Annotated in this window: 27 protein-coding genes; 13 read left to right on the forward strand and 14 right to left on the reverse strand. The window is 54.4% G+C overall.

Annotated elements, in window-relative coordinates; all coding sequences use genetic code 11:
- Window positions 1–77: 77 nt before the first annotated feature.
- Together DJ69_RS01290 and DJ69_RS01295 are read right to left on the reverse strand one after the other, a co-directional pair.
- Window positions 78–1,424, reverse strand: a complete 1,347-nt coding sequence (locus DJ69_RS01290; protein WP_099253943.1) for a DUF790 family protein — start codon at window positions 1,422–1,424, stop codon at window positions 78–80.
- Window positions 1,411–2,823 (reverse strand): DEAD/DEAH box helicase family protein, encoded by a 1,413-nt coding sequence (locus DJ69_RS01295; RefSeq protein ID WP_099253944.1) that lies wholly within the window; start codon window positions 2,821–2,823, stop codon window positions 1,411–1,413. The genes DJ69_RS01290 and DJ69_RS01295 overlap by 14 nt, the downstream gene beginning before the upstream one ends.
- 1,606 nt (window positions 2,824–4,429) lie before the next feature.
- On the opposite strand from DJ69_RS01295, the gene DJ69_RS01310 reads away from it, so the two are divergent.
- Both DJ69_RS01310 and DJ69_RS01315 read left to right on the forward strand, forming a co-directional pair.
- Window positions 4,430–5,665 (forward strand): Cdc6/Cdc18 family protein, encoded by a 1,236-nt coding sequence (locus tag DJ69_RS01310; protein WP_099253947.1) that lies wholly within the window; start codon window positions 4,430–4,432, stop codon window positions 5,663–5,665.
- A 159-nt stretch (window positions 5,666–5,824) separates the two neighbouring features.
- Complete coding sequence (locus tag DJ69_RS01315; RefSeq protein ID WP_394338346.1) at window positions 5,825–6,352, forward strand: Cdc6/Cdc18 family protein; 528 nt, start codon at window positions 5,825–5,827, stop codon at window positions 6,350–6,352.
- Between the two features lie 47 nt (window positions 6,353–6,399).
- On the opposite strand, the gene DJ69_RS01320 is transcribed toward DJ69_RS01315, so the two are convergent.
- Together DJ69_RS01320 and DJ69_RS17720 are read right to left on the reverse strand one after the other, a co-directional pair.
- Entirely contained in the window at window positions 6,400–7,104 is a 705-nt protein-coding gene (locus DJ69_RS01320; RefSeq protein ID WP_099253949.1) for a hypothetical protein, read from the reverse strand.
- Window positions 7,101–7,502 carry a hypothetical protein gene (locus DJ69_RS17720; protein ID WP_144050365.1) on the reverse strand — a complete coding sequence of 134 codons (402 nt, stop codon included), beginning with the start codon at window positions 7,500–7,502 and terminating at the stop codon, window positions 7,101–7,103. The genes DJ69_RS01320 and DJ69_RS17720 overlap by 4 nt, the downstream gene beginning before the upstream one ends.
- Window positions 7,503–7,673: 171 nt before the next feature.
- Here DJ69_RS17720 and DJ69_RS18985 point away from each other — a divergent pair, with 171 nt between their 5' ends.
- Window positions 7,674–7,799 (forward strand): hypothetical protein, encoded by a 126-nt coding sequence (locus tag DJ69_RS18985; protein WP_275539505.1) that lies wholly within the window; start codon window positions 7,674–7,676, stop codon window positions 7,797–7,799.
- Here DJ69_RS18985 and DJ69_RS01325 read toward each other — a convergent pair.
- Window positions 7,794–8,786: a transposase gene (locus DJ69_RS01325; protein ID WP_099253950.1), complete on the reverse strand. Its 993-nt coding sequence runs from the start codon at window positions 8,784–8,786 to the stop codon at window positions 7,794–7,796. The genes DJ69_RS18985 and DJ69_RS01325 overlap by 6 nt on opposite strands.
- Window positions 8,689–9,234: a hypothetical protein gene (locus DJ69_RS01330; RefSeq protein ID WP_099253951.1), complete on the reverse strand. Its 546-nt coding sequence runs from the start codon at window positions 9,232–9,234 to the stop codon at window positions 8,689–8,691. Before DJ69_RS01330 ends, DJ69_RS01325 begins: the two co-directional genes overlap by 98 nt.
- Window positions 9,235–10,133: 899 nt before the next feature.
- Between DJ69_RS01330 and DJ69_RS19140 the strand changes: the two genes are divergently transcribed.
- The 3 genes from DJ69_RS19140 (at window position 10,134) to DJ69_RS01345 (ending at window position 11,900) form a co-directional block, all read left to right on the forward strand.
- Window positions 10,134–10,394 carry a DUF7386 family protein gene (locus DJ69_RS19140; protein WP_092817159.1) on the forward strand — a complete coding sequence of 87 codons (261 nt, stop codon included), beginning with the start codon at window positions 10,134–10,136 and terminating at the stop codon, window positions 10,392–10,394.
- 126 nt (window positions 10,395–10,520) lie between these two features.
- Entirely contained in the window at window positions 10,521–11,111 is a 591-nt protein-coding gene (locus tag DJ69_RS01340; RefSeq protein WP_099253952.1) for an RNA polymerase sigma factor, read from the forward strand.
- 18 nt (window positions 11,112–11,129) lie between these two features.
- Window positions 11,130–11,900, forward strand: coding sequence for a hypothetical protein (locus DJ69_RS01345; RefSeq protein ID WP_144050366.1), 771 nt, complete (start codon window positions 11,130–11,132; stop codon window positions 11,898–11,900).
- A gap of 3 nt (window positions 11,901–11,903) precedes the next feature.
- Here the strand turns inward: DJ69_RS01345 and DJ69_RS01350 are convergent, their stop codons facing one another.
- A complete protein-coding gene (locus DJ69_RS01350; protein ID WP_245851437.1) occupies window positions 11,904–13,739 on the reverse strand; it encodes a PAS domain-containing protein in 1,836 nt (611 codons plus the stop codon).
- Window positions 13,740–14,116: 377 nt separating this feature from the next.
- On the opposite strand from DJ69_RS01350, the gene DJ69_RS01355 reads away from it, so the two are divergent.
- Window positions 14,117–15,637 carry an ATP-binding protein gene (locus DJ69_RS01355; RefSeq protein WP_099253955.1) on the forward strand — a complete coding sequence of 507 codons (1,521 nt, stop codon included), beginning with the start codon at window positions 14,117–14,119 and terminating at the stop codon, window positions 15,635–15,637.
- Between the two features lie 225 nt (window positions 15,638–15,862).
- Here DJ69_RS01355 and DJ69_RS01360 read toward each other — a convergent pair whose 3' ends face one another.
- Entirely contained in the window at window positions 15,863–16,306 is a 444-nt protein-coding gene (locus DJ69_RS01360) for a pyridoxamine 5'-phosphate oxidase family protein (protein WP_099253956.1), read from the reverse strand.
- Window positions 16,307–16,462: 156 nt separating this feature from the next.
- Between DJ69_RS01360 and DJ69_RS01365 the strand changes: the two genes are divergently transcribed.
- From DJ69_RS01365 to DJ69_RS18990, 4 genes are all read left to right on the forward strand, one after another.
- Window positions 16,463–18,118 (forward strand): sensor histidine kinase, encoded by a 1,656-nt coding sequence (locus DJ69_RS01365; RefSeq protein ID WP_099253957.1) that lies wholly within the window; start codon window positions 16,463–16,465, stop codon window positions 18,116–18,118.
- A gap of 329 nt (window positions 18,119–18,447) precedes the next feature.
- Complete coding sequence (locus tag DJ69_RS18135; protein WP_006114452.1) at window positions 18,448–18,600, forward strand: hypothetical protein; 153 nt, start codon at window positions 18,448–18,450, stop codon at window positions 18,598–18,600.
- A complete protein-coding gene (locus DJ69_RS01370) occupies window positions 18,597–18,998 on the forward strand; it encodes a type II toxin-antitoxin system VapC family toxin (protein WP_099253958.1) in 402 nt (133 codons plus the stop codon). Before DJ69_RS18135 ends, DJ69_RS01370 begins: the two co-directional genes overlap by 4 nt.
- Window positions 18,995–19,120 carry a hypothetical protein gene (locus DJ69_RS18990; protein ID WP_275539506.1) on the forward strand — a complete coding sequence of 42 codons (126 nt, stop codon included), beginning with the start codon at window positions 18,995–18,997 and terminating at the stop codon, window positions 19,118–19,120. The genes DJ69_RS01370 and DJ69_RS18990 overlap by 4 nt, the downstream gene beginning before the upstream one ends.
- A 302-nt stretch (window positions 19,121–19,422) precedes the next feature.
- On the opposite strand, the gene DJ69_RS01375 is transcribed toward DJ69_RS18990, so the two are convergent.
- The 6 genes from DJ69_RS01375 to DJ69_RS18140 all read right to left on the reverse strand — a co-directional run bounded on the left by DJ69_RS01375 (window position 19,423) and on the right by DJ69_RS18140 (window position 23,590).
- Entirely contained in the window at window positions 19,423–20,421 is a 999-nt protein-coding gene (locus DJ69_RS01375; protein ID WP_099253959.1) for a Gfo/Idh/MocA family protein, read from the reverse strand.
- 123 nt (window positions 20,422–20,544) lie between these two features.
- The gene (locus tag DJ69_RS01380; RefSeq protein WP_099253960.1) at window positions 20,545–20,796 is read right to left on the reverse strand and encodes a DUF7542 family protein; all 252 of its coding nucleotides are present in this window, start codon (window positions 20,794–20,796) and stop codon (window positions 20,545–20,547) included.
- Window positions 20,797–20,888: 92 nt separating this feature from the next.
- Window positions 20,889–21,104 carry a CbaC protein gene (locus tag DJ69_RS01385; protein ID WP_099253961.1) on the reverse strand — a complete coding sequence of 72 codons (216 nt, stop codon included), beginning with the start codon at window positions 21,102–21,104 and terminating at the stop codon, window positions 20,889–20,891.
- Entirely contained in the window at window positions 21,101–22,894 is a 1,794-nt protein-coding gene (locus tag DJ69_RS01390; protein ID WP_099253962.1) for a b(o/a)3-type cytochrome-c oxidase subunit 1, read from the reverse strand. The genes DJ69_RS01385 and DJ69_RS01390 overlap by 4 nt, the downstream gene beginning before the upstream one ends.
- Window positions 22,891–23,406 carry a cytochrome c oxidase subunit II gene (locus tag DJ69_RS01395; RefSeq protein WP_099253963.1) on the reverse strand — a complete coding sequence of 172 codons (516 nt, stop codon included), beginning with the start codon at window positions 23,404–23,406 and terminating at the stop codon, window positions 22,891–22,893. The genes DJ69_RS01390 and DJ69_RS01395 overlap by 4 nt, the downstream gene beginning before the upstream one ends.
- Window positions 23,407–23,413: 7 nt before the next feature.
- Window positions 23,414–23,590 (reverse strand): hypothetical protein, encoded by a 177-nt coding sequence (locus DJ69_RS18140; RefSeq protein WP_180271690.1) that lies wholly within the window; start codon window positions 23,588–23,590, stop codon window positions 23,414–23,416.
- Between the two features lie 97 nt (window positions 23,591–23,687).
- Here DJ69_RS18140 and DJ69_RS01400 point away from each other — a divergent pair, with 97 nt between their 5' ends.
- Together DJ69_RS01400 and DJ69_RS01405 are read left to right on the forward strand one after the other, a co-directional pair.
- Entirely contained in the window at window positions 23,688–23,888 is a 201-nt protein-coding gene (locus DJ69_RS01400; RefSeq protein ID WP_099253964.1) for a hypothetical protein, read from the forward strand.
- A gap of 97 nt (window positions 23,889–23,985) precedes the next feature.
- A partial coding sequence (locus DJ69_RS01405) for a cation transporter (RefSeq protein ID WP_144050367.1) occupies window positions 23,986–24,676 on the forward strand: 691 nt, incomplete at its 3' end.

Raw genomic sequence — 24,676 nt, forward strand, 5'->3', positions numbered from 1 at the left:
AGTTCCATTCTGTAGTTCGTGTTCTGGGCTAAAATAGCTCACCCAACCAAAGTGAAAGTGGAACGGAGAGAAAAGATTCAGTTAGTCCTGACCGGCGTACTTGCGTGTTCTTCGGCTAATTCCACCACATCATACACATGGATTCCTGACTTGAACCAGAGTACTCTATCTTCGGTCCCAGAAAAGTCATCAGCAGAACACTCCAGGCGCTCCGAAACAGCAACCAAGAGATGGTCAAGATCGGCTTCCTGTATCTTCGCTAGCTTTTCATCCAGGTATTCCGGCGTCCAAAACCCGACAATCTCCAGAATCGCCCGTCGACCATCGGGATGCTCAAGCGCGAAATCAGGGATCATCACCTCAGCACCCAAATCCAGTACATCATCCTCTCGTACTAGTTCCCAGTCCGTGTTTGCTCGCGCCCATTTCTGCGCAAGCGTCTGCTCCAGATCACTATCGAAATCAGTCCGTGCGCTGTAATGCGAGGATAACCCTGCCGTGTGATCCAACTCAAACGGGACTGTCTCGTTCGTAGTGTCGTCGTGCAAAATCTCCGCAGTCATCTCCCACCGGTCACACAACGGGAGCGCGGGCAGGAAATTCGCCATCCGGATCCCATACTTCCGGGATTTGGTGAACAGGGATGCTGGCCCGTCAAGTATCGCTTCGTACCCGTCTGCAGAATCCGTATCAGGGACGCGGTTCCCGTCCGTGTCGATCGGGTAGATGCGATGCATCAGCCCGAACAGCTTGACGTAGCTGAACACGGTACTGAAATGGTCCCACACCCGGATCCGCATCCGTGACGCATCGTACAGCACCGCCTGTGCCAGTGCAAGGTTATATCGCGTCAACAGCCACTCAACGGTGATCGTATCCTCTGCGTAGACTTCCTCGCTATCCCCCGTCAACCGTGTCGTCGACACACTATCATCCGACGCCTCGTAACTATCCACGACTTGGTCCCCGAAGCGAACGAGCCGCTTGTTGTCTTCGAGATCCGCATACATCCCCCGATAACACTCTTCCAGTGAAATCCCGAGCTGGTCAGCTACCGTACTGTAGACTTCCAATTGTTGCGTATCCTCTCCGAGTGTCGGCTGCCGAACGATCGGATACGACTCGTTCGCTTTCTCAAACAGTCGCTGTCGAATCTCTTGTGGGTCGGCTGCTGCGACAGTCTCGAATTCACACTCGTCTTGGAGCAACTTCGCTAGGCCTTGAACGATCTTGTAGTCTGTATCTGCGATCGTCAACTGGTCAATTGTCTCCTCTAATTCGCCTTTCGGCTCGCCCACGTGCTCCCTGAAAATCTGAATCAATTCGGCAGTCGTCTCACGATAGCGCTCGTCGCCGGGATCGATGAACAGCGGCTGAATAGTCCCATCGCGTGTGCGCGAGCGAGCAAGGTCAGCTGTCAGCACTCCCAGTCACCCCCTGGCGGCGATGCGAGGAAACGTACTGCTCTTTCGTGTCCTCAGTAATGATCTCGTAGAGACGGGCTGGTTGGCGATCGTCGGTTGGGCGTAGGATTCGACCAAGTCGCTGGGCGTACTGCCGTTTCGACGCGCTACCTGAAAGGATAATCCCGACGTTCGCCGCCGGCACATCAATCCCTTCATCAAGCACCTGTGACGTGACAAGCATTGAGTATTCACCCGTTCGGAACTGCTCCAGGATCTCCGTCCGTTCATCTGTTTCCGTTTGGTGGGTAATACAGGGCACGATGAATTCTTGGGAGATTTCGTAGGCGAAGTCGTTGTTGGCCGTGAAAATAATTGTGCGGTCCTCATAGTGTCGCTTGAGCAGGTTATCGAGAGTATCCAGCTTCTTTTCGGCGGTCCGGGCGATCTCTTCGGCCCGTTGCTTGGCGATCAGTGCCCGCCGGCCCTGGGGGTCGTACGACGTGCGCTTCAAGAACTCCGCGTATCCGTCTTCCTTCCAAATGTCGAAGTTATGGGAATCGACGTAGTCGCGGTAGATCTGATATTCTTCGCCGTACTGTTTCCGTTCTTCGTCGGTGAGATCAACTTTGAGATGAATCGTTTCGTACTCGCTAAGATACTCGCCAGCGAGTTCATCTACCTCTTCCTCATAGACGACGGGCCCGATCAGCTCTTCTAGCACCTCGTGTTGTCCATCGGATCGCTCGTACGTAGCGGTGAGTCCGAGCCGATACGGGGCGATGGTCATCTCGGGAATCTGTTGGTAGGTCGGTGCTGGCAGGTGGTGTACCTCGTCTACGACAAGTAGGCCGAATCGGTCGCCGTACTCGTTGATATACCGATACGCGGAATCGTACGTCGTTACAGTGAGGTCTGTTACGTTGTGGCTCCCACCGCCAAGAACACCAACCTCATCGGAGAGTTGGTTACCGAAGGCGTTAGTCAGCGTGGCATGCCACTGGTTCATCAGATCAATCGTCGGCACCACAATGAGCGTGCTGACGCCAGCGTCAGCGATGGCTTGGACAGCCAGGAACGTTTTTCCGCTCCCGGTCGGCAGGACAACGCTGCCTCTCCTGTCGTGATCGACCCATGCTGTGAGGGCGGCTTGTTGGTAGTCGCGGGGTTCGATCGCAACGGCAGTCGACAGATGGAAATCGCTGTAGGCGCGCGCTGTATCTTCAAGCGTTTCAACAGTCGCGTCCGATTCGTGAAGTGTCGCTTGGTCCCTACTGTTGACCTGCGCCCACGTTCGCAGGGCCTTGTAATGATGCGCTTGTGCTCGATATTCCGCAACGCGATCATCCCACTCAGCATACGGCACTGACTCAGGAGCGTTCTCCAAGAGCAGCGTGCCGTCCTCGAACACAATACGCATACTTTGTGTCGATTAAAAGCCCGTCGTACTTGTCCTTGAGGAATGAGTATGGGGAAATTCCGTCAGGTCTGGAAACAGATAGAGAAGTACGAGAAATATCGACTCTCTGTACCGGAGCACGAGGATATAATGGTACGAGACTCACAGGATGCTCTTCCGACTGAGTTTAACTGTAACTATGGGTTCGTACGGACGCTAAACCCTACCAGAGTACTGTTGAGCGGGGCCATTGACTGCTTTGCGGTCAACGTGTTTCGCTGAGTTAAGCAAACGCCGGGAGAAAATAGTTAGCACGATCTGTTGACCTTTTCACTTATCTGATACCCACCCACACCCCTCATTTCGTACGTTTCTACCCGAGCAAGGATGGTCAAGAGATTAGCGAAGTGTTGTAGATCTCCAAGAACCATCCGATACCCGCCCACTCACACCCCTTGTTTCGTACGTTTCTACCCGAGCAAGGATGGTCAAGAGATTAGCGAAGTGTTGTAGATTCCGTGAATCCATTTGGGGTATTTAAATATAGTATTGATCTTATGATAGTTATAGATAAATTCGATCCATAGGGCTTCTACAGCCCATTCACAGATATATATTGCCTTTACAGTAAACTTTATAAATAAATAATATACTAGTGATATAATAAATAATAGTAGTTAGGTAGAAGGAAGGGTATTAACCTTAGCGTGAAGGAGAACGCGGGCAAGCAGTCTGATAGGTGGTCAGACAATGCTCGACCGCGTAGTTGAGAAAGCACGCGAACAAGAAGTGTGAGGATACTCCGACGGAACAGCGCGTTGAGGCAGCGTTCCTGTATCACGCCGGTCTCTCGTATCGTCGCGTCCAGCGGGTAGTCAGGGAGTCATACGAGGCTGTGCGCCAGTAGTATCATCGATTGGCGTATCTGTTTGATCCCGATTTGACTACCATTCGACGGTTGCAATCGACGAGACCAAACTGAACTTCGAAGATACCGAGGTCTACGTCTGGGCTGTAGTCGATGTGGATACCTTCGAGGTTATCCACATCGAGGTGCCTCTTGGCCGATCTGACCTCGACACACTGTTGTTCCTCAAGCGAGTACTGAAGGGCTGTCGTGGCGATCCTGTTGTACTCGTGGAGCGCAGACAGTGGTACAATTGGGCGCTTGAGGACCTCGATCTCTGTGAGCCACGTCGAGAAACGTAGGGAATGGTCTCTAGTCGAAGCCTGGTTCGGCCTGCTGGAATACCGAACCAGGCTCTTCTACAACCGGTTCTCCCACTATAGCTCCTGAAAATCGGTAGAGCGCTGGGTCAAAGCCTTCGCAGCCTTCCGCAATGCAATCCTCTAACCTTGACACCCTTGTCTACTCCCACCGATAACACAGAAACGAACGAAATGAGGGGTGGGGGTCCTTACGGTAATGCCAGTCTACCCCCACTGATAACACAGAAACGAACGAAATGAGGGGTGGGGGTGTCCCAAGGATATAATATTAATACCTACTTCGCTCCTCTACTCAAACCTAAAATACACAAAAAGAAAGTCATCTCTCAAACCGTAATGGAACACTTGATTGAATAGCACACTCATATATTCTCCTAATTCGTATCTACCACAAGTGATGATATTCAAAACAAGACAACCATTTCGAGATGAGTATACTCCCGACGAGATCGTAGCACATGACGAAACGATCTCTGAGCTAGTGAATATTTTCCAAGAGTACATAGATGGTTTTCAAGCCCCATCTCTCTTGATTTATGGTGACTACGGAACAGGGAAGCGAACAGTCGTACAACATTTTTTATCAATATTTGAGAACGAGATTGATAGAGACATTGAAATTCTGACGGTCAATTGTAACAAAGACACCTCGTTATATCAAATATTTGTTGAACTTGCTAGCAGAATTTGTGAAGAAGATTACCCTAGTGGTACACATCAGGATAAGTTAGAAAAGGCAATTCTACGACGAATGGATGATCCATCTACTGTTTGGTATATTATATTAGAAAATCTTGAAAAATTCAATGAATGTAAAATACCATTCGAAGAGATACAGCAATCAATTTCAACGTACGGAGCAAACCGGACAGAATGTGGAGTAATCGGAATTAGTAATGAGTCTGCTCTCGTTGAGTCTATTTCAATGGATGTACTCCAGCGGCCAGATATGAACATACTGGAAACCACCCCATATGATGCCCCTCAATTACAGGAAATTTTGAAGCTTCATGCGGACGAAGCGTTCAGGGAAAATGCACTTGCTGATGCAGTAATACCGAAATGTGCGGCAATTATATCTCAGGAAACAGGGAGTGCAAGAGATGCACTTCAATTGCTTGAGTTGGCCGGGTACGTAGCGTATCGAAACAATAAGTCAAGAGTGACATTAGCTCATTTGGATACAGCGACAAAATCTCGTGACGCTCTCAACACATATTACACATTTAAGCAGGATCTCACGCCGAAAGAACAATTGATCTGTGTTATTATCGCCGTTCACAATAAAATGGATGAAAAGCCAATCTCTACTGACGAATTATATGATAAGTACGATAGAGAATGTCAATCGTTTAATCTTGATAATATCTCAAAGCGAAGGGTCCAACAACTGATCGCTAATCTACGAGAAAAAGGAGTTGTACGCACACAAGAACACAACATCGGCCGTGCAGGCGGAACTTGGTCATCGCACGAAGTCACAATACCGCCTCATGAGATCTTTCAACCTGCCGTAGCAACCACCGGCCGATTTGTTAGATACCTTCGTAACAACAATATCTCGGTTGATCCCTTAGCGATTCCAAACCCTGAAGTAAACATCCAAACATTCGTTTCAGACAGCTGGTCATAACCTGTGCCCCTGTAGTTACGAGGAAACTCTGGAGATGGTTGAGTGCAGGAGCGACAGGTGAACCGGCAAGACTGATCTTTCATTCGCTGTTTCAGGAACAGAGGTTCTGAAACGCCAATACAGTGAGAGCGAGGACGCTAAACAGATACTCGAGAAGAGTTGTTCGCTGATCTGGACAGTCGTCTCAGAAGTCGATTTAGTAGCTCTGAACGGATACGGTTCGACCAGTACACTGAGGGTGAATTAGTATCTATCTTAGAGGCACGAGCACGGTGGGGATTATCGCCAGACGCAGTCGAGACACCGGAACTGCAGGTTATGGCGGATGCAGCTGCCGGTGACGCTCGAACCGCGATCGGGATTCTTCGTACTGCAGCCCGGTATGCAGACCGAGATGCCGTAGGTGAGATTAAACGCGAGGTGATTACGGAAGCGATTCCGGAAGCGAAATCGGAAATTCACCGGAAAAGCCTCGATAAACTCAATCCTCACCAGCAAGCGCTATATGAAGTCATCACGGACGCCGAGGAGATCGGACCGAGTGAGTTGTACGAAGAGTACACGGAACGCGTGGCTGATCCGAAGACGAAACGGATGGTTCGGAACTACCTTTCTAAAATGGAGCACTATAACCGGATAGTCGCAGAGGGGAAGACATGTGGCCGGACCTACTGTCCAGTGCCGTGAATCTTGTCAGAAGGCAATCTATGCATAGGGATCTTCTATATTCGAACTTAACTGAGAAGGGTCTGGACAGTTGTATCTCTCGGATCTATAATATCGAGATTTATTTCTGGGTAAAGTATGTCGCGGATCACTTGCAAAACAATTCGTTGATGGGCGTCTTCCGTAATATCCGGGTCTGTAGAAGCTAGTATCTGCACACCATGGTGTTTCTCAATATAGGCGGCATCAACCAGTATTTCGGCATCATGGTCAATATCTAACCGCCGATTGATTTCAGTACTTAATTCAGAATCATTGAACTGATCAAATGCCTCATCCAGTTCGGAATCCAAAACTACTCGCTTACACTCTCCCATTTGCTGGAAGCACCGGCGAATCACTGAGAGTTGCTCAGCTGTACTCTCATACTTATGCATATTCATCTTCACTCCTTTCCGAAGGTGCGTCTGGTCATTAGAATTGGAATGACTATCACCCCATCCCAACTCGTATTCAAAAATATCGTTGTCGGTCTCTAAAATAAAATCCTCTATGTCTTGGTACAGCAACCGGCGTCGTTCACAGAGGTTTTCGAATTCATCGATGGCTTTCCCACCAGCGACTACATAGATCTCTGGTAACTCGAAATACTCCCGACAACCCTTATCATATTCAAATTCAGCATCTCCATCTGTTGCAGCAGCGAGAATCGTCGAATACAGATAATTCACCAGAATATTATTATCAACATTCACCGAGACTGCCTCTGTCATTCATTGCCCCTCAGATAATCCCTGGACATTTCATGGATAGACACCATCATCTCACTATTTTCATTAGCGGTGAATTCTTCCGAGGATGGGCTTAACCCGACTTTAACACGCTCTTCACGGAGTCCCTGCGTTCTCCGACTAAGCGTAGTATGGAATCGTGAGAACCTCTCCTCGTGCTTCTGCCGTAATTCTTCCTCGTTCGGGCCTGTCGCAGTTTTACTTGATATTTTCAACGCTGGGTACTGCCATACGAACTTATAGAAGAAGTCTCCAAGACTATTCACGAGTTCTTTCTGTTTATCGGTGAGAGACGACAGATGTGTGAGCTTAGTCAGGATAATCTCTATTTCATCTGTAGCGTTCCGTACAGGGAGACGACATTCGTCAAAACCATCCATTCGAGCTATGTCTAACTGGATTTCAGAAACCAACCGTCGGAACTTTTTCTCTTCATTTCGGGAAAGGACACCATCGTCACTACCGCTCCCCCAGTCACTTAGAGTAGTCTCTTGATCGGGGCCTTCAACTAACTCATCGATCTGTTCAAGTTTCTCTCGGAGTTTGGTGGAGTGAACGTACAGATCCTCATACTTATCGTCTGCACAGGCTCTGTAGAAATCGCAGAGGAATTCGGTCTTCCCGGTGTATACGACATCCTTGAGGGTATAGAGCGTGTCATAGAATCCATCTCATAGCTTCTCACAGCCCGGTTCGTTTCCTCGCTCGTAGTTGGTGATTGCAACAACGAGCCGGAGACACAGCGCAAGGAACACTTCTGTTCGTGCGTGGACGCGGCCTCGGGCGCGAACGTGCCCGAGGCCGCAGTGCTTAACTGCGTCATTGGTTCGTTCGACTCCTGTCCGGTTGTTGTACGTCTCGTCCAAGATGGATCGTTTCAGCTGAATGTCCTCGCTGTGTTCCTCAATGCGGTCTTCGACCCTGTACTCGATGTCTTTCGGGTCGTCAGTGTTTCGCGGGTTGTACGGAGCGATTGGCACGACCCCTGCGTCCAGCAGGTGGTCGTGCCAATCGAGAATGTCGTAGGCGCTGTCTCCAAGCATCCAGATCGGTGTATCGACGGCGAGCGCGTCACGGGTGACGCGCATCGCCGTCTCTTGGTCTGCTTGTTTGGCCGATGTAAACTCTGCTGCTATCGGAATCTTTGCACCGGTTGAGACGATCGTACAGCCGAAGCCGTAGTAGTGTTCTTCCGCTGTTGGATCGTAGTTCCACGACGCAGCGTCGTTGTACTGGATCGCTTCGATGTGGGTCGAATCGATGGAGTAGGTGGAGTCGAGCAGGCCGCGGGTGGCGGCCTGCTCGACGAGTCTGTCGAAGACATCGTCGATGATGTGTTCGAGATCGGTGAGAAACCGGTCAATGGTGTCTCTGGATGGCGGTTTGTCGAGTCCACAGTAGTACCAGACGAGGCCGTGCTGGAGTTCTCGTACAACCGGACGTGTGCCGTAGATGTCCTTGTAATAGCAGTGTAGAAAGCCGCGAAAGAGATCTGGAGGCTGATGAACTCGTGTTCGCCCCCTCGAAGCGGGGGCGAACACGTCGTACTCCAGCAAAAACCCGAACTCAAGATGTTCGAACAGCGGTACTGTCTCGGTAGCCGCCGCATTCAAGAAGTCGTCTGCCGAAGCTACGTCTTGCAGGGTTGCGCTGGTGTTGGACACACTTCTCGCACCCTGCTGCTTCGTACGTGACGCTTTCTATGACACGCTCGGTATAGTCATCAAAGAAAACAGTGTCTCTGTAGTATTCCCTGTACCGTTCAACGTCCGAAGAAACGTCAGGCTGATCCCCTGATTCATTGTGAGCGCTGGGTGCAATCGACAGATTCGGACCTGGTGTTGGCGGGGAAGATGTTTGTTCCGAAGTTCCCGCATCAGAGTCTGTCTTCACCCCCGCGAGGTACCAGCTGTACGTGAGCGGTAGGTTGAGATCACGGATAGCGAAGTAGAGTAGTTTCTCTTCTTCTGTCTTTGTAAGATCACGGCGGTTTACCGTGCTTCCGCCTGCGAGTTCGTCGTCCAGAGCCAAGCGAAGTCCGTCCAAAACGTGTTCCCGTAGCTCATCCTCATCAGAGGTTGAAATATCGTCTGGGGGTGATGAGGGAGCCATGGTTATCTTCAGTTTGGGTATCCGGTATGTATGTTTTCTGTGTTGCTCTCGGGATCTATCCCATAAAGTTAGGACGGAACCTCTATCGCCTGACCACGATCCTGGTACTTAGTTAAGTCACCGCGGCACGGTTAAAACCTTACTTGGACAGTAATCCAAAACATCCCTCTGACCACAATAGGGTTCAGTAGTATAAATTGAGTGAGTCTAATTTGTCAGCTGTTCGTTGACGGGATTCTCCGGGTTCTGAGGCGCTATCCAGAATTATTGGAATACAGATGCCTACTCTGGGTTCGGTAAGAGCCCTACCAATCGAATTCTACAAATATTTATCATATTATAATTTGTACGCAGGTAAACTACCAAGTTGGGGTATAGGATGCACGTTTAGACACTGACCTCTACGGCCAACGGAGTCAGTCAGAGACAGAGGAACCATTTTTCGGTAGGTACTTTGTTTAATTCTCTTGACGCTCTTGTGATGTAGATTGTTGGTAGAGCCGAGCACGGAAAGCACTCTTACTGAAGTCACAACGCTTAGTAAGAGAGCACCGTGTCCCTATACGCGGTCATGTGACTGTGTACACCCTGTGAGTGACTTTCCGACTTTATACGGGGATCAAGGAGAATCAGTATATATGCGTCACAAATGGTTGTTCAAGTACCAGGAACCTGGTTTTCGAGGCCGACCCCACGGGGTCGCACGTGAATGTATGCAGTTGCCTCGATGTATGTACACTCCCAGCGGTGAGAGCGGAATTGCGTATATAGATCGAGTGGCAGTCCACCGGGATCATCCTGCCACCCGACCAAGCACTGTTGAGCCGTTTATAAAGAAACAGCGTTCGGTCACCTTAGGACCACGTCAACTCCCCCACCGTATGGACAACGGTACATAAATGACTGACAGAACTACACTCAGACTAAGTGACGAACGGAAGCGCAAACTTGACCGGGCTAGTGAGATTGTCGCTGGCGGACCAGATGATGATCCACCGATGAGCGATGTCATCGACGCGGCACTGACGCACCTCATCGAGAGTGAAGATAATATTCAGAAGGTTCGTGACCGGTATCCGCCGCAGGAAATCAAGGATTGCTGTAACACATCCGTACTTGGACTACGGTATCGGACCAGTATTGAGTCGAAATGGCGATAATCAGTAGTTCACTTCACTAGCTCCGGTTCTCTGATTGATTTGGCTGTCCTGTCCAAGCGATTCCAGCGCTGATGAGTTCAGCGGCGATAGCTTTTTGACCTTTTGCTACAAATATGTAGCAAGACAATGCCCCATCAGCCAACCGTCTCCGAAGAAACCGAATTCGAGGGTCTTCCCCGACGGCTTCCGGACCAGAATGCGGTCCTTATTGGACGCGTTACTGGCGACGGTGAGTTCGATGGATTAGCTGCATACTACATTCACGGCCAGGGAAGCATCTTGATCGGTCACTATGAAAACCAGGAATTCAAACCGGGGTACACGATTGAGTGTGAGAGCCGGTTGATGTCTGCCTGTGTTCGAGAATTTAGTACTGCCGACGTAGAGACTGAACTCTCGACCGTGGGAAAAGCGCTCCTACAGGCGTGGCACTTTGGCGATCTGACGCCGCTTAGTCACAAACAAGCCCATGTATACGCGCTTCGGGAGAAAGCGGAGTTCAACCGTGATGAAACGGCTGCAATCCTCAACATCTCCCCGAGTACTGTCGATACGCACCTTCAGCGGGCGAAAGAGAAACTGACCGCGGCAGAGAACTTGGTTCAGTTCGTCCATGTCGATGCTGATGAACTCGCTGAGGTTCATCCAGACTTCTTTGATGAGGCAGGGGTTAGTGACGAGGCGAGTTCCTCAAGCGACATTACGCCCCTCTCATAAGATGCGAGGAGACGCTGAATGAGTCGCTTTCCATCGCCAACACTCGCGGATCGAATAGATGATCGGATTCAGGAACTGGATGACGGATTTGTTCGCCTTGGAGACGAAGACACACCATTCACGCTTCGAGAGGGTGGCGAACCGCTAGAGCAAGCTCGCCAGCTCCATAGCGAACGTGACGAATCGGAACGGGAACGAGATGAAGAGTCGAACGAGCCAGTCACTAGAGCCCTGTCGGAGTGGCGGGAAAATATGATGGAGCTCGATTTCCCGTTTGTAGATACGATTCCGATTGACGAACAGCGTCGTCGTGCAAACCGGGTTGCCGAGCTGGCTACCGAGGAAGGTTACGTTGACAGCGTCACCCGTGATGTTACATTTGAAGACGAGACCGTGCGCGGGAAGTACTGGCGTGGGGTCAACTTAATCGAGATCGGGACAGACTCAGACGACTTTCCAGGGTTCCGCACGGGAATTGTGCTTGCACACGAAGTGGGTCACGCATTCTATGATGCGTGGAGTCCGGATAGTGGGATTGAAGAGCAGCCTCGGCTCTTCCGAACGGCGGATGAAAAAGAACAGGCTAGGAGACTTTCGGAGCGACTCCATGGCCCGATGATTGAAACGAATGGACCGTTCGTTGATTATCGGAAAGGCAGTGACGAGGAACTTGCTGCTGCCGTGTTCGCGTCTCGAATCATCGAGCCGATGGCCGCCCAACGGATAGCGCCAGATGCAGTCCGACGGTTGGAAAATATCTTTGGAGACCTGTCAAAAAATTTGTTTTAGGTTCTACGTACCCTTTATATCGAAAATTTCGAATCTTGCACCACCGTTGATCCCGTCTTGTACTCGTATTCGCCATCCGTGCGCCGCGACGATTTGCGCCACACTTGCCATCCCGAAACCAGTACCACTCTCTTTCGTCGTAAATCCTGGCACGAACACATCGGTCCGCTCGTTCTCTGGAATTCCCGGCCCGTTATCCTCTACATAAAATCCTGGCTCGTCATCTAGTCGTCCCACGCGGACTAGAATGTCCTCTTCGCCGTGTTCCAGCGAGTTCCCTAACAGGTTCTCCAGCAATCTCTTTAATGCTAATTCGTCCGCGTACACGTCCGGTATTTCGTCGGCTATCTTAATCGACGCGTCTCCAACGTCCAGCGTCTGCCACACTTCCTTCGTCAATTTTCCAACGTCAACGTATTCTTCGTCACTCACTAACTCTCCAGTCTGCATTACGTCCGCCACGTCCTCAATCAATTCCTCTACTCTGTCAAGCGCCTCTTGTGCCTCTTCCAGATGAGTGACTTCGCTAGTCTCTTGGGTTAACTCAATCCGCCCTTGGATCACGTCGAGTGGTGTCTGCAAGTCATGGGACAGCAACTGTCCGAATCCTTGCATCATTTCGACCCACTCTTCATGCCGTTCCTGTATTTCGCGCTCTTCGGTCACATCCTGCTGGAAGCCAACGAAATAGTCTGGTTCGCCGTCTTCGTCGAAGATCGGTGCGATGCTGACGCGGTTCCAGAACATCTCGCCGTCCTTGCGATAGTTGCGCAACTCAATAGTGACCGGTTCCGCATTGTTGATCGCCTCGCGCATCTCAGCTACGGGTGGCTCTCGCGTCTCTTCTCCTTGTAAGAACCGGCAGTCCTGCCCGATAATCTCTTCACGGGGATAGCCAGTTAAATCGACAAATCCGCCATTCGCGTAGATAAGTGGGTTATCTGCCCCGTCAGTGTCCCCAATGGTGATGCCAATCGGCGCTGCGTCCATCGCCTGTTCCTTCAACGATAGCTCCTCACGCACCTGCTTCGCCTCAGAAATATCGGAGATCGTACAGACTAGGGTGTCATCTTTTGTGTAGGAGAGACGATGATCAACAGTAACCAAGTTACTGTCCTTCCTAACGTAGACAGTACGTCCCGTCCATTCGTCGTCCCGCGCTTCAGGTAACATTTCCTCGTGAACTCGTTCTACCTCGTCGTCCGGGTACAGAGTCTCCCAGTGCTCACCGATCAGTTCCTTACGATCATACCCAGTGATGTCGGCGTACGCATCGTTGATGTAGATGAATCGTCCGTTGTTATCGAGAAGACTGATTCCATCATGTGCTGTTTCAATTGCGCGGAATCCCCGTGCGACCTGTCGCTCGGCGCGGTGACGTGCTACTGCCTGTTCGATTCGGTTAGCTAGAACTTCATACTGCTCCGTACTGCCACCTTTTTGTAAGTATTCCGTCACACCTTTGGAGATGGCCTCGCTGGCGATCTCCTCACTTCCCTTTCCAGTAAACAGAACGAACGGCAAGTCTGGGAATTCATTTCGCACTTCGTCGAGTACGGCCAGCCCGTCTAAATGAGGCATCTCGTAGTCGCTGACAACACAATCCACGTTAGCCTCTTCTATATATTCAAGCCCATCTCGTGGATCGTTTACCGTTTCCACTTCAAAGTAGTCGCGTTCGCGTTCGAGAAACGTCGCTACAAGATCAGAAAAGCTCTGGTCGTCTTCTATGTGGAGTATTCGTACTCCTTCGCCGACATCAGCGATCAAACTTTCCTCGTCAATAGCTCCACCAATCCCACCGGGGAGTGTTTCCGCCATAATCTGTTCGCTTGTCATCTAAGTACATTAATGATGTGTACAATGATGGATCACCTCTCAACGTCGGTGATCTCGAATCAGACTTCCGGATTTACTGCAGTCACGTCAACTCACATACAACGAGCACGCATTTGGCCGCTCATCGTATCCACCATCCTTCGACCCCGATTTAAACCCAGTTTCCCAAACAGCCTTATTCTACATACTGAACCGGTGAAGCTACGGTGCTTGCCCCAGAGGTACTTCACAAAATAACGGCACCATCGCCACAAAGAACCGGTCTACTGGTACAATCGCAATAGATTAATTTCCAAAAGTATAACAATAGCTGTTAATCATCTGAACTACTACGTACAAACACTCCACACAACCATTACTGCCACACTCCCTCTCATATGACTGTTTCACGCCGTCTCACAGGAACGCTCATCTCTGCCACCGGAATCGTACTCACACTCACGCACGCCACACACATCATCACGCACGACAAGCCACCGTTAGCAATGGTGATCGGTGCCGGGGTCCCGCTCACCATCTCTTGGATAATCATTTACGCTGGGTACTGGATCACACAGCAACACAATCGAGCACAAACCAATAAACGACTCCTTGTATGGACCGCTCTTGGTGGACTCGCAATCGGTGGGCTCGTCGGGACCATCACCGTCCACCAGTACCTCGCCGGAGACGTACCGCACGACGCCGAGTTTCAACTCGCCACCGCAGTCACAGGCGGTGTACTTGCTGGCTTCCTCGCCGGTATCTACAACACGGAAGTCCACCACCGGTCAAGGCGGCTTGAAGCTCTACAGACAGCAACAGCAGAATTCGTCACGGAATCTGAGAAGGAAGCCGTGTGCGAACGCGTAGTGCAGTTCGCTAAAAACGAATTGAACGCATCGCTGGCTGGTGCTTGGCTCTACAACGAATCACGAAATGTGCTTGAACCCGTCGCAGCCACAGACGACAGCGAAAAAACGTTCGAGACTGCACCGACGTATACCCCTGACGACAATCTTTCATGGAACGCATACACCAACGGAGAAATCTGTGTCTACGATGACGTACACAACCATCCGGATAGGCACAACCCTGACACTGTGATTCGTAGTGAGCTCATCGTCCCGCTCGGAGAGCATGGTGTGATGAATATCGGTTCGAGAACCCCCGATATGTTCGATGCCGTTGATGTCGTTACCGCTCGTGTCCTCGCATCTGTTACTGAAAGTGTTCTCGACCGGGTTGAACGAGAAGAAAAACTCCGAGAACAGCGGCAGGAACTTGAACAGCAAAATAATCGACTTGAAGAATTCGCCAGTATCGTTTCACACGATCTTCGGAACCCACTCAGCGTTGCGGAAGGTTACCTTGAACTCGCTAAGGAAGATTGTGACTCGGATTCATTAAACCACATTGAAGATGCGCATACCCGTATGAACACACTCATTACGGATATGCTGCACCTTGCGCGTGCTGGGCAGACGATCGACGACACAACGCACCTCTCGCTCAAAGACGCCGTCGAAGCTGCATGGAGTATGGTCGAGACACCTAGTACTGCAGCGCTCACTACGACACCAGGTACTGGTGAATTTACGGTAGTTGGTGATGAATCACGCGTCAGGCAGCTGTTTGAAAACCTGTTCCGGAACGCAATCGAGCACGCAGGTGAGGACGTAAAAGTAACCGTCGGCGTGTTAGATAATGGCGACGGGTTTTACATCGCGGATGATGGACCCGGGATTCCGGACGAAGACCGTGACCGAGTGTTCGACTCCGGGTACACAACGATCGAGGACGGATCTGGATTAGGCCTTGTCACAGTGCAACGAATCGTCGACGCGCATAACTGGAATGTGACTGTCACCGACAGTAACGACGGTGGGGCGCGATTCGAGATCAAAGTAGGAACGTAGGTACGTGAGCCAGAGGTTCAAAATCACCGCAGAGAATCACTACTGCTCTTCGTTTGTGTCCCCGCCCATACCCGTATCTGCTACCCAGTCGCCAGTTGAGGACCCTTCATCAGGTGCATGGCTGATCGCGTGGCGGTTTTGTCTTCGCACCTTCACCGGTCTCAGGCTCTGTTGAACGCCGCGGTAGGTGACATACCTTGTCCTGTTGCGGCCAGTTCAGATTGCCTATTGGTCGTCGGGAGTGGGGGTGAAAGCACTGAACTGACGGCCGGACATTGCGGTTGGCTCTAAGCGGTAGTAGTCCATTGTGAATTCTTCTGGCGTCGTTTCGGTGTAAACATTCAGAGTTGGGATAGAAGCGTTTTCGGCGATTGCTGTGGCGGCCTTGGTTTCGCCCTCTTCAGGAACAGGTTCAATTGGGCCCTGAACAAGGACGCTTCTTGCAGGGTGTTCGTCGTAGACCGTCAACGTCGCTGTTTCTGTCGTTTCGAGGAATCTCATCTTCTTGCTATCAGCTGTGTAGACGAACTGAAAATACACTTTCTCACCGTCGTAGCCGAACGATTCTGGAATCGAATACGCTTCTGTACCGTCAGTAAGCGCGAGTACACCAACGCCCGACTCGTAAAGGAGTGTGTTAATCTCTTCCTGCGATAATTTGTCAGTCATACTGATACGTAGTCGTTATCTAACCGAATATGTTTTGCTCATAGCTTGAACTGCGAGTGGTAGCTCATCTCAATTAACAGAGAGAAGGTCTGATCGACCTCTGTCAGAGTACTCGCCCAACAGTTATTTGATAGCTTGAGAACGTCTTTTAATAGAATGATAGAGCCACTTCTTCTCGGTCATCTCATCATTTTCGCGCTGTCTGCGATAGCCTGTGTGGCTGCGATTCCTCAAGCACGGAAGATCCAGCATCCGGGGACACGGGAAGGGTTCGTTGTTTTCCTCGGTTCAGTCGCCCTGTGGTCTGGGGGATACATCGGCTACCTCATCGCACCGACACGGTCGGGAAAAGTTGCGTTCTATATCCTTGGGTTTGTGTTCGCATTCGTCGCTGTCGCGGCCTGGCTCTACTTTTGTGCTGCCTATACTGGCCGCCCACCGCGACACGCCCCGTTCCGGAATCTTATCCTCGGGACGTTCCTCTTTTTCATCGCGCTCAAAGTCACGAATCCACTCCACAATCTCTATTTTACGACCGAATGGGTCACTGAGCCGTTTCCACATCTCGTTATCCACCATGAACTGCTCTACTGGATCGTCTTAGGACTGTCATATGCCGCCATCACTGTCGGATTTTTCGTCCTTATGGAGCGATTCTATCATACTGGTAGTGACAGCCGTCCGCTCGTCGTGCTCGTTGGACTTTCAGGGCTTCCAGCTGTTGCAACGATCATTGGCGGCCAGGTCGACTGGCTGCTCCCATTAATGTATGAGCCGCCTGGCGTCGCGCTCTTCGCCGTCGGAACGCTGTTTTTCTACAGACAGCGGTTTGAGGGGATCCGCCTCACTGGCGAATCAGACGAACCGGCGATCTTCCTCGATCAGGATACCTGTATCCGGGATTACAACCAAGCAGCCCGTAGACTCTTTCCGGGGCTTGAGGAATCGTTTGGCAAACCTCTAACTGCTGTGAATACAGCACTTGCGGATCATCTCACGAAGCAAGACGTGCTGGCGATTACGCAGAATGACGAGACACGATATTATGACGTGTCAAGCACGCCGTTCTTAGCTGGTGAGGTGACGACGGGCCAGTTGGTGACAGTTACCGACGTTACCGAACGTGAGTCGTATCGGAAACGGCTCGAAGAGAAAACCGAACAGCTTGAAGCCTTGAATCGCGTGGTTCGGCATGACATCCGGAACGATATGGCGGTGATTCTGGGATGGGTCGAAATCCTAGAAGACCATGTCGATGAAGATGGAGAAGAAGCCTTAGAGCGAGTCTTACAGAAGTCCCGACACGTGATTCAGTTCACTGAGGTTGCTCGTGACTTCGTTGAGTCACTCTCAGAGGATGCGGATGCTGAATTGGAACCAATCGAACTACAGCCGCTTCTGGACGCGGAACTCGCTGCAGTACGTGATTCGTTCCCGGATGCTCACTTTCAGGTATCGGGTGAACTCTGCGACGTATCAGTACTGGCAAACGAGATGCTCTCCTCGGTCTTCCGGAATATCCTCGAAAATGCGGTTCGACACAACGACAAAGAGACTCCTGAAGTCACGATTAGTTGTGAAGAGGATTCAGACACAGTTCGTGTTCGGATTGCCGATAATGGGCCTGGTATCCCCGATAACCAGAAAGACCAGATCTTCGGGAAGGGGGAAAAAGGATTAGACAGCCCCGGATCTGGGATTGGGTTGTATCTCGTACATCTCTTAACCCAACAATTCGGGGGCAACGTATGGGTGAAGGATAACGATCCTAACGGCTCAGTCTTCGTTGTGGAACTGCCCAAAGTAGAGTGAACTCTGATCGAAGTTTGTTGGGTACCAAATAGGGCCCCGTTGGACGTATGATGCGCCAGATGTTCGGCAACGAGTAACGAACATCTATCTCTCTTTCCGTTCTTTTTCGATCCTGAGCGACTGCGTCGTACTCAGTCCTCTCCCATTCGGGCGCAGTCGCAGTGACCGACTCGGACGATTCCTTCGAGCAACTCGACGAGGCCGGCCAGTCGCCGACGACCGCGCTGACTCGATCCGGTTGTCAGTCAAGCAAATAGAAGCGGACGAACTCACGTCACGGACACCGGGACCACCAGTACCCTTTTGCGAGTTGGTGGGCAAGGTCAGGTATGAGCCTCACTTCTGACGACTTCGAGGAGTTCGTTTCCTCGGACCCCGACGACGACGAGACGGTCCCGCTCGGACAGGCTCTGTCAGAGTTGGGACTCGACGTTGAGGTCGACTCCGTGGAGGCCGTTCGTGATGTCCGCGAGCGGTTATGAGGATACTCCTCGACACGAACGTTCTCGTCGCAGCAGTCACTCGGGATACCGATCGGTCTGCGGAAGCGATCGAACTGCTCGATCAGGTCGACGACCCGCTCGTCTCGGTTCTCAGCCTCATGGAACTGCGGAGCGTTTTGAGCAAAAAGAAACGGTTCGAACGGGACCGAATCGACGATATCGAGACTCGAATTACCTCTCGGATGACGGTGACGTTCCCCGACGCCTCTGACATGATGGCAGCGAACCGCCTCCAATCGGAAACGCTGTTGTACCCGATGGACGCGATGATCCTCTCGGCGGCCGACGCTGCTGACGCGACCCTCGTGTCGTTCGACGCCGAACTGGTCGAGCACGGTGCGGAACTCCCGCAACGATTACTCGACGGGGACGAGTGAACCGGGACGCCACCGGCGCGCTGAAGGACGTGACTGGAATGCTGTTCACCGGTCTCGACGACCGTGTCGAACGCTGCCGGACCGAGGCGTTCCACATTAATGACGGACGATACTGCCAATAGACTCCTCCGCGAAGATTTAGCCCCTCACGAGTACGATCTTCGCGGCCTCTCTTGTATTGTGTTCATGAATTAAACACAGCCGACTACTCGTGCGCCAGATGTTCGGCAACGAGTAGGGACGACGTTCGCTCTCTGCTCCGTTTCGAACTGACTCGGCGATATTTTTATCAACTCACCGTCAGCGACGAGCTCCTGCTTATCTCCGGTCGGTCAGTAAACCGGCGTCGGTGCACCTTCGCGTTCCAGACACGGGTCGGCGCCGCCGCCGTCTCTCCACCGTTCTGACTGCCGGCCTGGCAGTGCTACTCGATCGCCACCGATCCGGTTCCGTCCGCGCTCTCGGACAGCGCGTCGATGACTCGCATGTTCCTGATCGCCTCTGCCCCGTCGGTCAGCGGTCGGGCGTCGTCGGCGACACAGTCGGCAAAGTGCTCGACCTGCAGCCGGTACTGGTCGACGGGGTCGAACGTCTCGACTCCGCGGCGGCCGTCGATCTCGTAGGTCAGCTCCACCGACTCGTCGGTGGGCGCGTCGAACGCCCGCTCGACCGCGATCCAGCCGTTGGCCGCGTCGATCCGGTAGCGCTGGACCAGCTGCGTGTCGAATCCGGAGGCGATACGCGCCGATCGGCCGTCCGCGTACTCCAGCACGCCCGCGAGCTCCGTGTCGACACCGGCGTCGCGGGTATCGTGTGTGTGCGCGTACGCTCGCTCCGGTTCGCCGAGGACGGTCCTGACGAGCGAAACGGGGTAACACCCGACATCCATCAGCGACCCGCCGGCGAGGTCGGGATCCAACCGTACGTCGTCCGGGCGGTCGTACAGCGGGAAGCGGAACGTCGCGGTCACGGTGCGTACGTCGGACAACTCCCGTGCTACCAGTTCGAGGACGCGCTCGGTGCGCGGGTGGTACCGGTACATGAACCCCTCCATCAGGGTGACGCCCCGATCCTCGCAGCGATCGGTCACCGCCTGCGCCTCCCCCGCGTCTTCCGCGAGCGGTTTCTCACAGAGCACGTGGAGTCCGGCGTCGGCCGCCCGCGTCGTCCACTCGGCGTGGAGTCCGTTCGGAAGCGGAATGTACACCGCGTCGATCCCGTCATCTTCGAGGAGGGCCTCGTAGGCGCCGTAGCTCCGCGGGATCGCGTGCTCATCGGCGAACCGCTTCGCGCGCTCGCCATCCCGGGACGCGACCGCGCCGAGCGCATGGTCGCTCGCCGCGATCGCCGGGATGACGGCTTTTCGCGCGATTCCCGCCGTTCCCAGCACGCCGAAGGTGAGCCGATCGGTAGCTGTCGCCATGCTCCCGACGACACATCGGGCGATCAAAAAGTCAGGTGGTTCGGTCGCGGGCGTCTCTCCGCTTCGCGTTCCGGCGACTCGGGGTCGCGATCGGCTCTGACACGACAGTGGGTCGGCCTCCGACTACGACTCCTGGTCCGGCGGCTCCGGATCGACGAGCGGGGAGTCCTCGTTCGCGCACTCGGGGCGGCCGCAGACGCCGGCGTCAGCACCGGCCCGCGACACGCCGGCATCGAGCGACTCGATCTCCCAGTCGACGCTGTGACCGGTCGACGACTCGTGGTCGTCTACGGCGGTTCGAGCGTCGCGAAGCCGGTCGTACGTCGCCGCGAACGGACAGTCATCACACCGGACCGCAACGCGCGTCTCGTCCATACCTGTCCCTTGTGCCACGCCGCTATAACCACCGTGGTCGCGGGCGACTCGGCAGAAACGGAAGGCCGCTCGGTCGAAGCGCTTTGCCGCCGCTACGCCGCTTCGTCTCCGTCGGGCTCGGTCCGCCATCCGCCTTTCAGCGTGATGAACCAGACGGTGGCGCCGGCGAGGGCGAAGACGGCGGCCATGTACGGAATCAGCGGGAGCTCGATCCCGACGAAGTCGAGCACCGTCCGGAGCTCGTAGATGATCACGCCGAAGATCGCGAGCGTCACGAGGAGTCCGCCGCGGGTCACGTCGACGCTCATCTGACCACCCCGACGAGCGAGGTCGCTGCATCGCCGACCGCTCCGAGAAGCATCGCTGCCCTGTTCGCGAGCGTGTCGAGCAGCGGCAGAAGCCACACCGGGTACGTGCCGACGCCCGGTCCGAGTGCCCCCCCGCGGTTGATGATCGCCGCCAGCGGGAGCGCGTACGCGAGCACGACGAGCGTGAGCGCGATGCCCACCCACAGGCGAAGGTTATCGATCACGCGCGGCGAGTCGTCGGGACCGGACAGCGCCGGCGGAAGCTCCTCCGCGAGTCCGGAGACCTTCGGGTTCCCCATCGTCAGCACGAGGTTCCCGATGAACAGGACCGTCGAGACGAACAGCAGCGTCCCGCCGATCGCGATCTGGATGTTGAGCTCCTCGAACCCGCCGAACATCGTCGGATAGTCGAAGCCGGAGTACTCCGGCTCGGCGGTCCGGCGCGGGACGCCCATGACCCCCTGCGCGTGCATCGCGTTCGACATCAGCGCCATCCCGATGAACCAGACGACGACTTGGACCAGACCGATAGTCCGGCTGTAGATCGGCTTGTTAGTGATCTGCGGCCAGAGCCAGTAGGTGGCGGCCATGAACGTGAGCGCCACCGCGGTCCCCACGGTGAGGTGGAAGTGACCCGGGACCCAGATCGTGTTGTGGATCATGTAGTTGATGTTCATCCCGGCGTTCACCATCCCGGAGAAGCCGCCGGCGGCGAACATCAACCCTGCGAGCATCATGCCGGTGAACTCGGGCTTTCGCCACGGGAGGTCGGTGAGCCACCCGAGGAGACCGCTCCCGCCGCGCTGCCGGGCGCCGTACTCGACGCTCGCGACCACGGTGAACGCGGTGAGCAGGCTCGGCAACAGCAGGAACATCGTGTTCGTCATCGAAATGAACTTGAATCCTTCCGCGATCCCCGGATCGAGGTACTGGTGGTGGATCCCCACCGGGGTCGAAAGCAGGAGGAACAGCACGAACACGACGCGCGCGAGCGGGTCGCTGAACAGCCGGCCACCGGCGATCTTCGGGAGGACGGTGTACCACAGCAGGTACGCCGGCATCAGCCAGAAGTACACGACGGGGTGGCCGAAGAACCAGAAGAGGGTCCGGGTCAGCGTCGGGTTCACCTGATCGATCAGCCCGAGCGACCACGGGAGCAGGAAGATGAGCACCGACGCCGCGACGGCGGAGGACGCGATGTACCACATCGCCATCGTCGTCAACACCATGAACGTCTGGAGCGGGATCCGCTCGTCGGGGTGCTCGCGCTTCCACGCGAGCCACGTCCGGAAGTAGTCGGCGCCGGCGATCCACGACCCGACGATGAACACGGCGAGCCCCGCGTAGAACATGGGGTGCGCCTGCAGCGGCGCGTAGAAAGTGAACAGCACGTCTGCGCTCATGTCGATCGCGTCGGTGAAGCCGGCGAGGATCGAAATCCCCGTCATCGTCATCCCGGCGGCCATGAGTCCGTACCACGTCCACGTGATCCTGATGTCGATCAGCGGTCGGTCGAGACTTCGCACGACCGCCCACGTGAACAGTCCGACGAGGAAGAACGTCGTGAAGCTGAGCGCGAGGAACACCCCGTGTGCGGTGAGGGAGGTGTAGTAGTCGGTGGAGTCGATGAGCCCTCGGAAGACGCCGGTTCTGTGGAGCGTCTGGATGATCCCGAATATCGCTCCGAGCGTGAGCGCGAGGAACGATCCGAGCAGCGCGGCGCGAACGATACGCGCCTCCTCGGGGTACTTATCGGCGAATGTTCGGTCCCCCTCGATGGCTTCGCTCATTCCTCGTCACCCCCGCTGGTTCGCTCGTCGTACTCCGCCTGACTGACGACGTTTACTTTCCCCTCCATCGCGTGGTGCCCGGCCCCGCAGTACTCGTTACAGATGAGCCCGTACTCGGCCGGACCGTCGGTTTCGACGGTTATCTCGGAGACCTCGCCGGGAACGACCATCGTGTTCGCGTTTGTTCCGGCGACCTCGAACCCGTGGATCACGTCCGCGGAGGTGACGTAGAACGTCACGGTGCTGTTCGCCGGCACGACGATGGGGTCGGGCTGGAAGACGAACTGGCGAGCGACGACGTACGCCGCGTACTCGTTCTCGCCGACCTGTTCGACACGCGGTTCTGAGAACCGCTCGTCCTCGTCGAGCCCGCCGGCGTCGATCGTCGGCTGGCTGTCGCTCACCATCGCGACGCCGGGCCCGACGGCGCCGTACGTGACCGAGCCGATGAGCAACAGTATCAGCAGTACCGACGCCGCGAGCCAGAGCTTCTCGTAGGCATGTATGTGCATCTTGTAATCACCCCACGACGACCAGATCGCGGCCGAGGAACTCGATGTAGTAGATGTACACCCACGCCAGCACCAGGATTGCGAAGTAAATCCCAATGAGCGTGAGAGTTCCGATCGGATCGAACTCTTCTGTGTCTCCGCTCACGTCACCCGCCGACGTGTGTGCGGTCTCGTTTCGGCCCATAGACGCTATTGTTTGCAGGCAACTATATAACGTCTACCCGTTCTCGGACCCTGAAAACACGAGTGTTATATATGCTCTGGCGGTCCATAGGTGACCTATGAGATTCTCGCTCCAACAGGCCGTACTCCTCGTGCTCGGCGGACTCGTCCCCGCGGCAGTGTTTATCGCGGACCGATCGGAGCTCTACGTCGCGATCACGCTGGTGAACGTGCTCCTCATCTGGACGAGCCTCCGGATCGCGACTGGTGGAAGCGTGCCGGGGATCAGCGGCGACACGGCCGACGCCGAACACGCGTAGTCGACGGAAACGGACGCCGCGGCGGCGGAACGACCTCGGTCGGAATCTGACGGTTTGAGCCGCGGACCGCGCTTGCGGCCCCCGGAAGCGAACACACATGCCACCCTGCACACTCTGTGACCTGCCGACTGGGGACGACCCCCACACCGACCCCGATGTCGACGGTGAGTTCTGTTGTCAGGGGTGCCTCGCCGTCGCCCGGTCGCTCGGGGACGCCGAGGGGGTCGACGGGCTCTCCGACGTCGAGGAGCGGCGGCCCGACGCCGAACCCGCTGACGACTTCGACGGCGAGACGACGTTCCTCCACGTCGACGGCATGCACTGCGCGACCTGCGAATCCTTCCTGGAGATGACGGCCGGCGAACAGTCCGGCATCGCCGCCGCGGAGGCGAGCTACGCGACCGACACGATCCGAGTCGATTACGATCCCGATGCCGTCGACGCCGACGAGCTCCCCGAGCGCCTCTCGGTCGCCGGGTACTCCGCGAGCCACCGCGCCGACCCCGACGCCAAAGACGACGACGCGGTCGTCCGGTTCCTGATCGGCGGCGGCTTCTTCGGAATGATGGCGATGCTGTGGTACGTCGTCTTCCTCTATCCCACCTACTTCGGCCACGATCCCTTCCTCGATCTGGGCGGCGTCACCGGGCTCTACCTGTTCACGCAGGTGTGGGTGTTCGCCTCCATCGTCCTCTTTTACACGGGCTACCCGATACTGCGGGGCGCCTACGTGAGCCTTCGCGCGCGACAGCCGAACATGGACCTGCTGGTGTCGCTCGCGGCGGTGA

The sequence above is a fragment of the Halorubrum persicum genome (genome assembly GCF_002727125.1).
In the GTDB taxonomy this organism is placed as follows: domain Archaea; phylum Halobacteriota; class Halobacteria; order Halobacteriales; family Haloferacaceae; genus Halorubrum; species Halorubrum persicum.

Coding starts and splice junctions, on each gene's coding strand:
- DJ69_RS01380 (WP_099253960.1), bottom strand. CDS start 20,796: ATGGACGAGACGCGCGTTGCGGTCCGGTGTGATGACTGTCCGTTCGCG.
- DJ69_RS01390 (WP_099253962.1), bottom strand. CDS start 22,894: ATGAGCGAAGCCATCGAGGGGGACCGAACATTCGCCGATAAGTACCCC.
- DJ69_RS18140 (WP_180271690.1), bottom strand. CDS start 23,590: ATGGGCCGAAACGAGACCGCACACACGTCGGCGGGTGACGTGAGCGGA.
- DJ69_RS01330 (WP_099253951.1), bottom strand. CDS start 9,234: ATGGCTCCCTCATCACCCCCAGACGATATTTCAACCTCTGATGAGGAT.
- DJ69_RS01375 (WP_099253959.1), bottom strand. CDS start 20,421: ATGGCGACAGCTACCGATCGGCTCACCTTCGGCGTGCTGGGAACGGCG.
- DJ69_RS01355 (WP_099253955.1), top strand. CDS start 14,117: ATGACTGTTTCACGCCGTCTCACAGGAACGCTCATCTCTGCCACCGGA.
- DJ69_RS18135 (WP_006114452.1), top strand. CDS start 18,448: ATGAGCCTCACTTCTGACGACTTCGAGGAGTTCGTTTCCTCGGACCCC.
- DJ69_RS01385 (WP_099253961.1), bottom strand. CDS start 21,104: ATGAGCGTCGACGTGACCCGCGGCGGACTCCTCGTGACGCTCGCGATC.
- DJ69_RS01295 (WP_099253944.1), bottom strand. CDS start 2,823: ATGCGTATTGTGTTCGAGGACGGCACGCTGCTCTTGGAGAACGCTCCT.
- DJ69_RS01340 (WP_099253952.1), top strand. CDS start 10,521: ATGCCCCATCAGCCAACCGTCTCCGAAGAAACCGAATTCGAGGGTCTT.
- DJ69_RS01345 (WP_144050366.1), top strand. CDS start 11,130: ATGAGTCGCTTTCCATCGCCAACACTCGCGGATCGAATAGATGATCGG.
- DJ69_RS01310 (WP_099253947.1), top strand. CDS start 4,430: ATGATATTCAAAACAAGACAACCATTTCGAGATGAGTATACTCCCGAC.
- DJ69_RS01370 (WP_099253958.1), top strand. CDS start 18,597: ATGAGGATACTCCTCGACACGAACGTTCTCGTCGCAGCAGTCACTCGG.
- DJ69_RS01360 (WP_099253956.1), bottom strand. CDS start 16,306: ATGACTGACAAATTATCGCAGGAAGAGATTAACACACTCCTTTACGAG.
- DJ69_RS01320 (WP_099253949.1), bottom strand. CDS start 7,104: ATGACAGAGGCAGTCTCGGTGAATGTTGATAATAATATTCTGGTGAAT.
- DJ69_RS19140 (WP_092817159.1), top strand. CDS start 10,134: ATGACTGACAGAACTACACTCAGACTAAGTGACGAACGGAAGCGCAAA.
- DJ69_RS01395 (WP_099253963.1), bottom strand. CDS start 23,406: ATGCACATACATGCCTACGAGAAGCTCTGGCTCGCGGCGTCGGTACTG.
- DJ69_RS01365 (WP_099253957.1), top strand. CDS start 16,463: ATGATAGAGCCACTTCTTCTCGGTCATCTCATCATTTTCGCGCTGTCT.
- DJ69_RS17720 (WP_144050365.1), bottom strand. CDS start 7,502: ATGGATGGTTTTGACGAATGTCGTCTCCCTGTACGGAACGCTACAGAT.
- DJ69_RS01400 (WP_099253964.1), top strand. CDS start 23,688: ATGAGATTCTCGCTCCAACAGGCCGTACTCCTCGTGCTCGGCGGACTC.
- DJ69_RS01350 (WP_245851437.1), bottom strand. CDS start 13,739: ATGACAAGCGAACAGATTATGGCGGAAACACTCCCCGGTGGGATTGGT.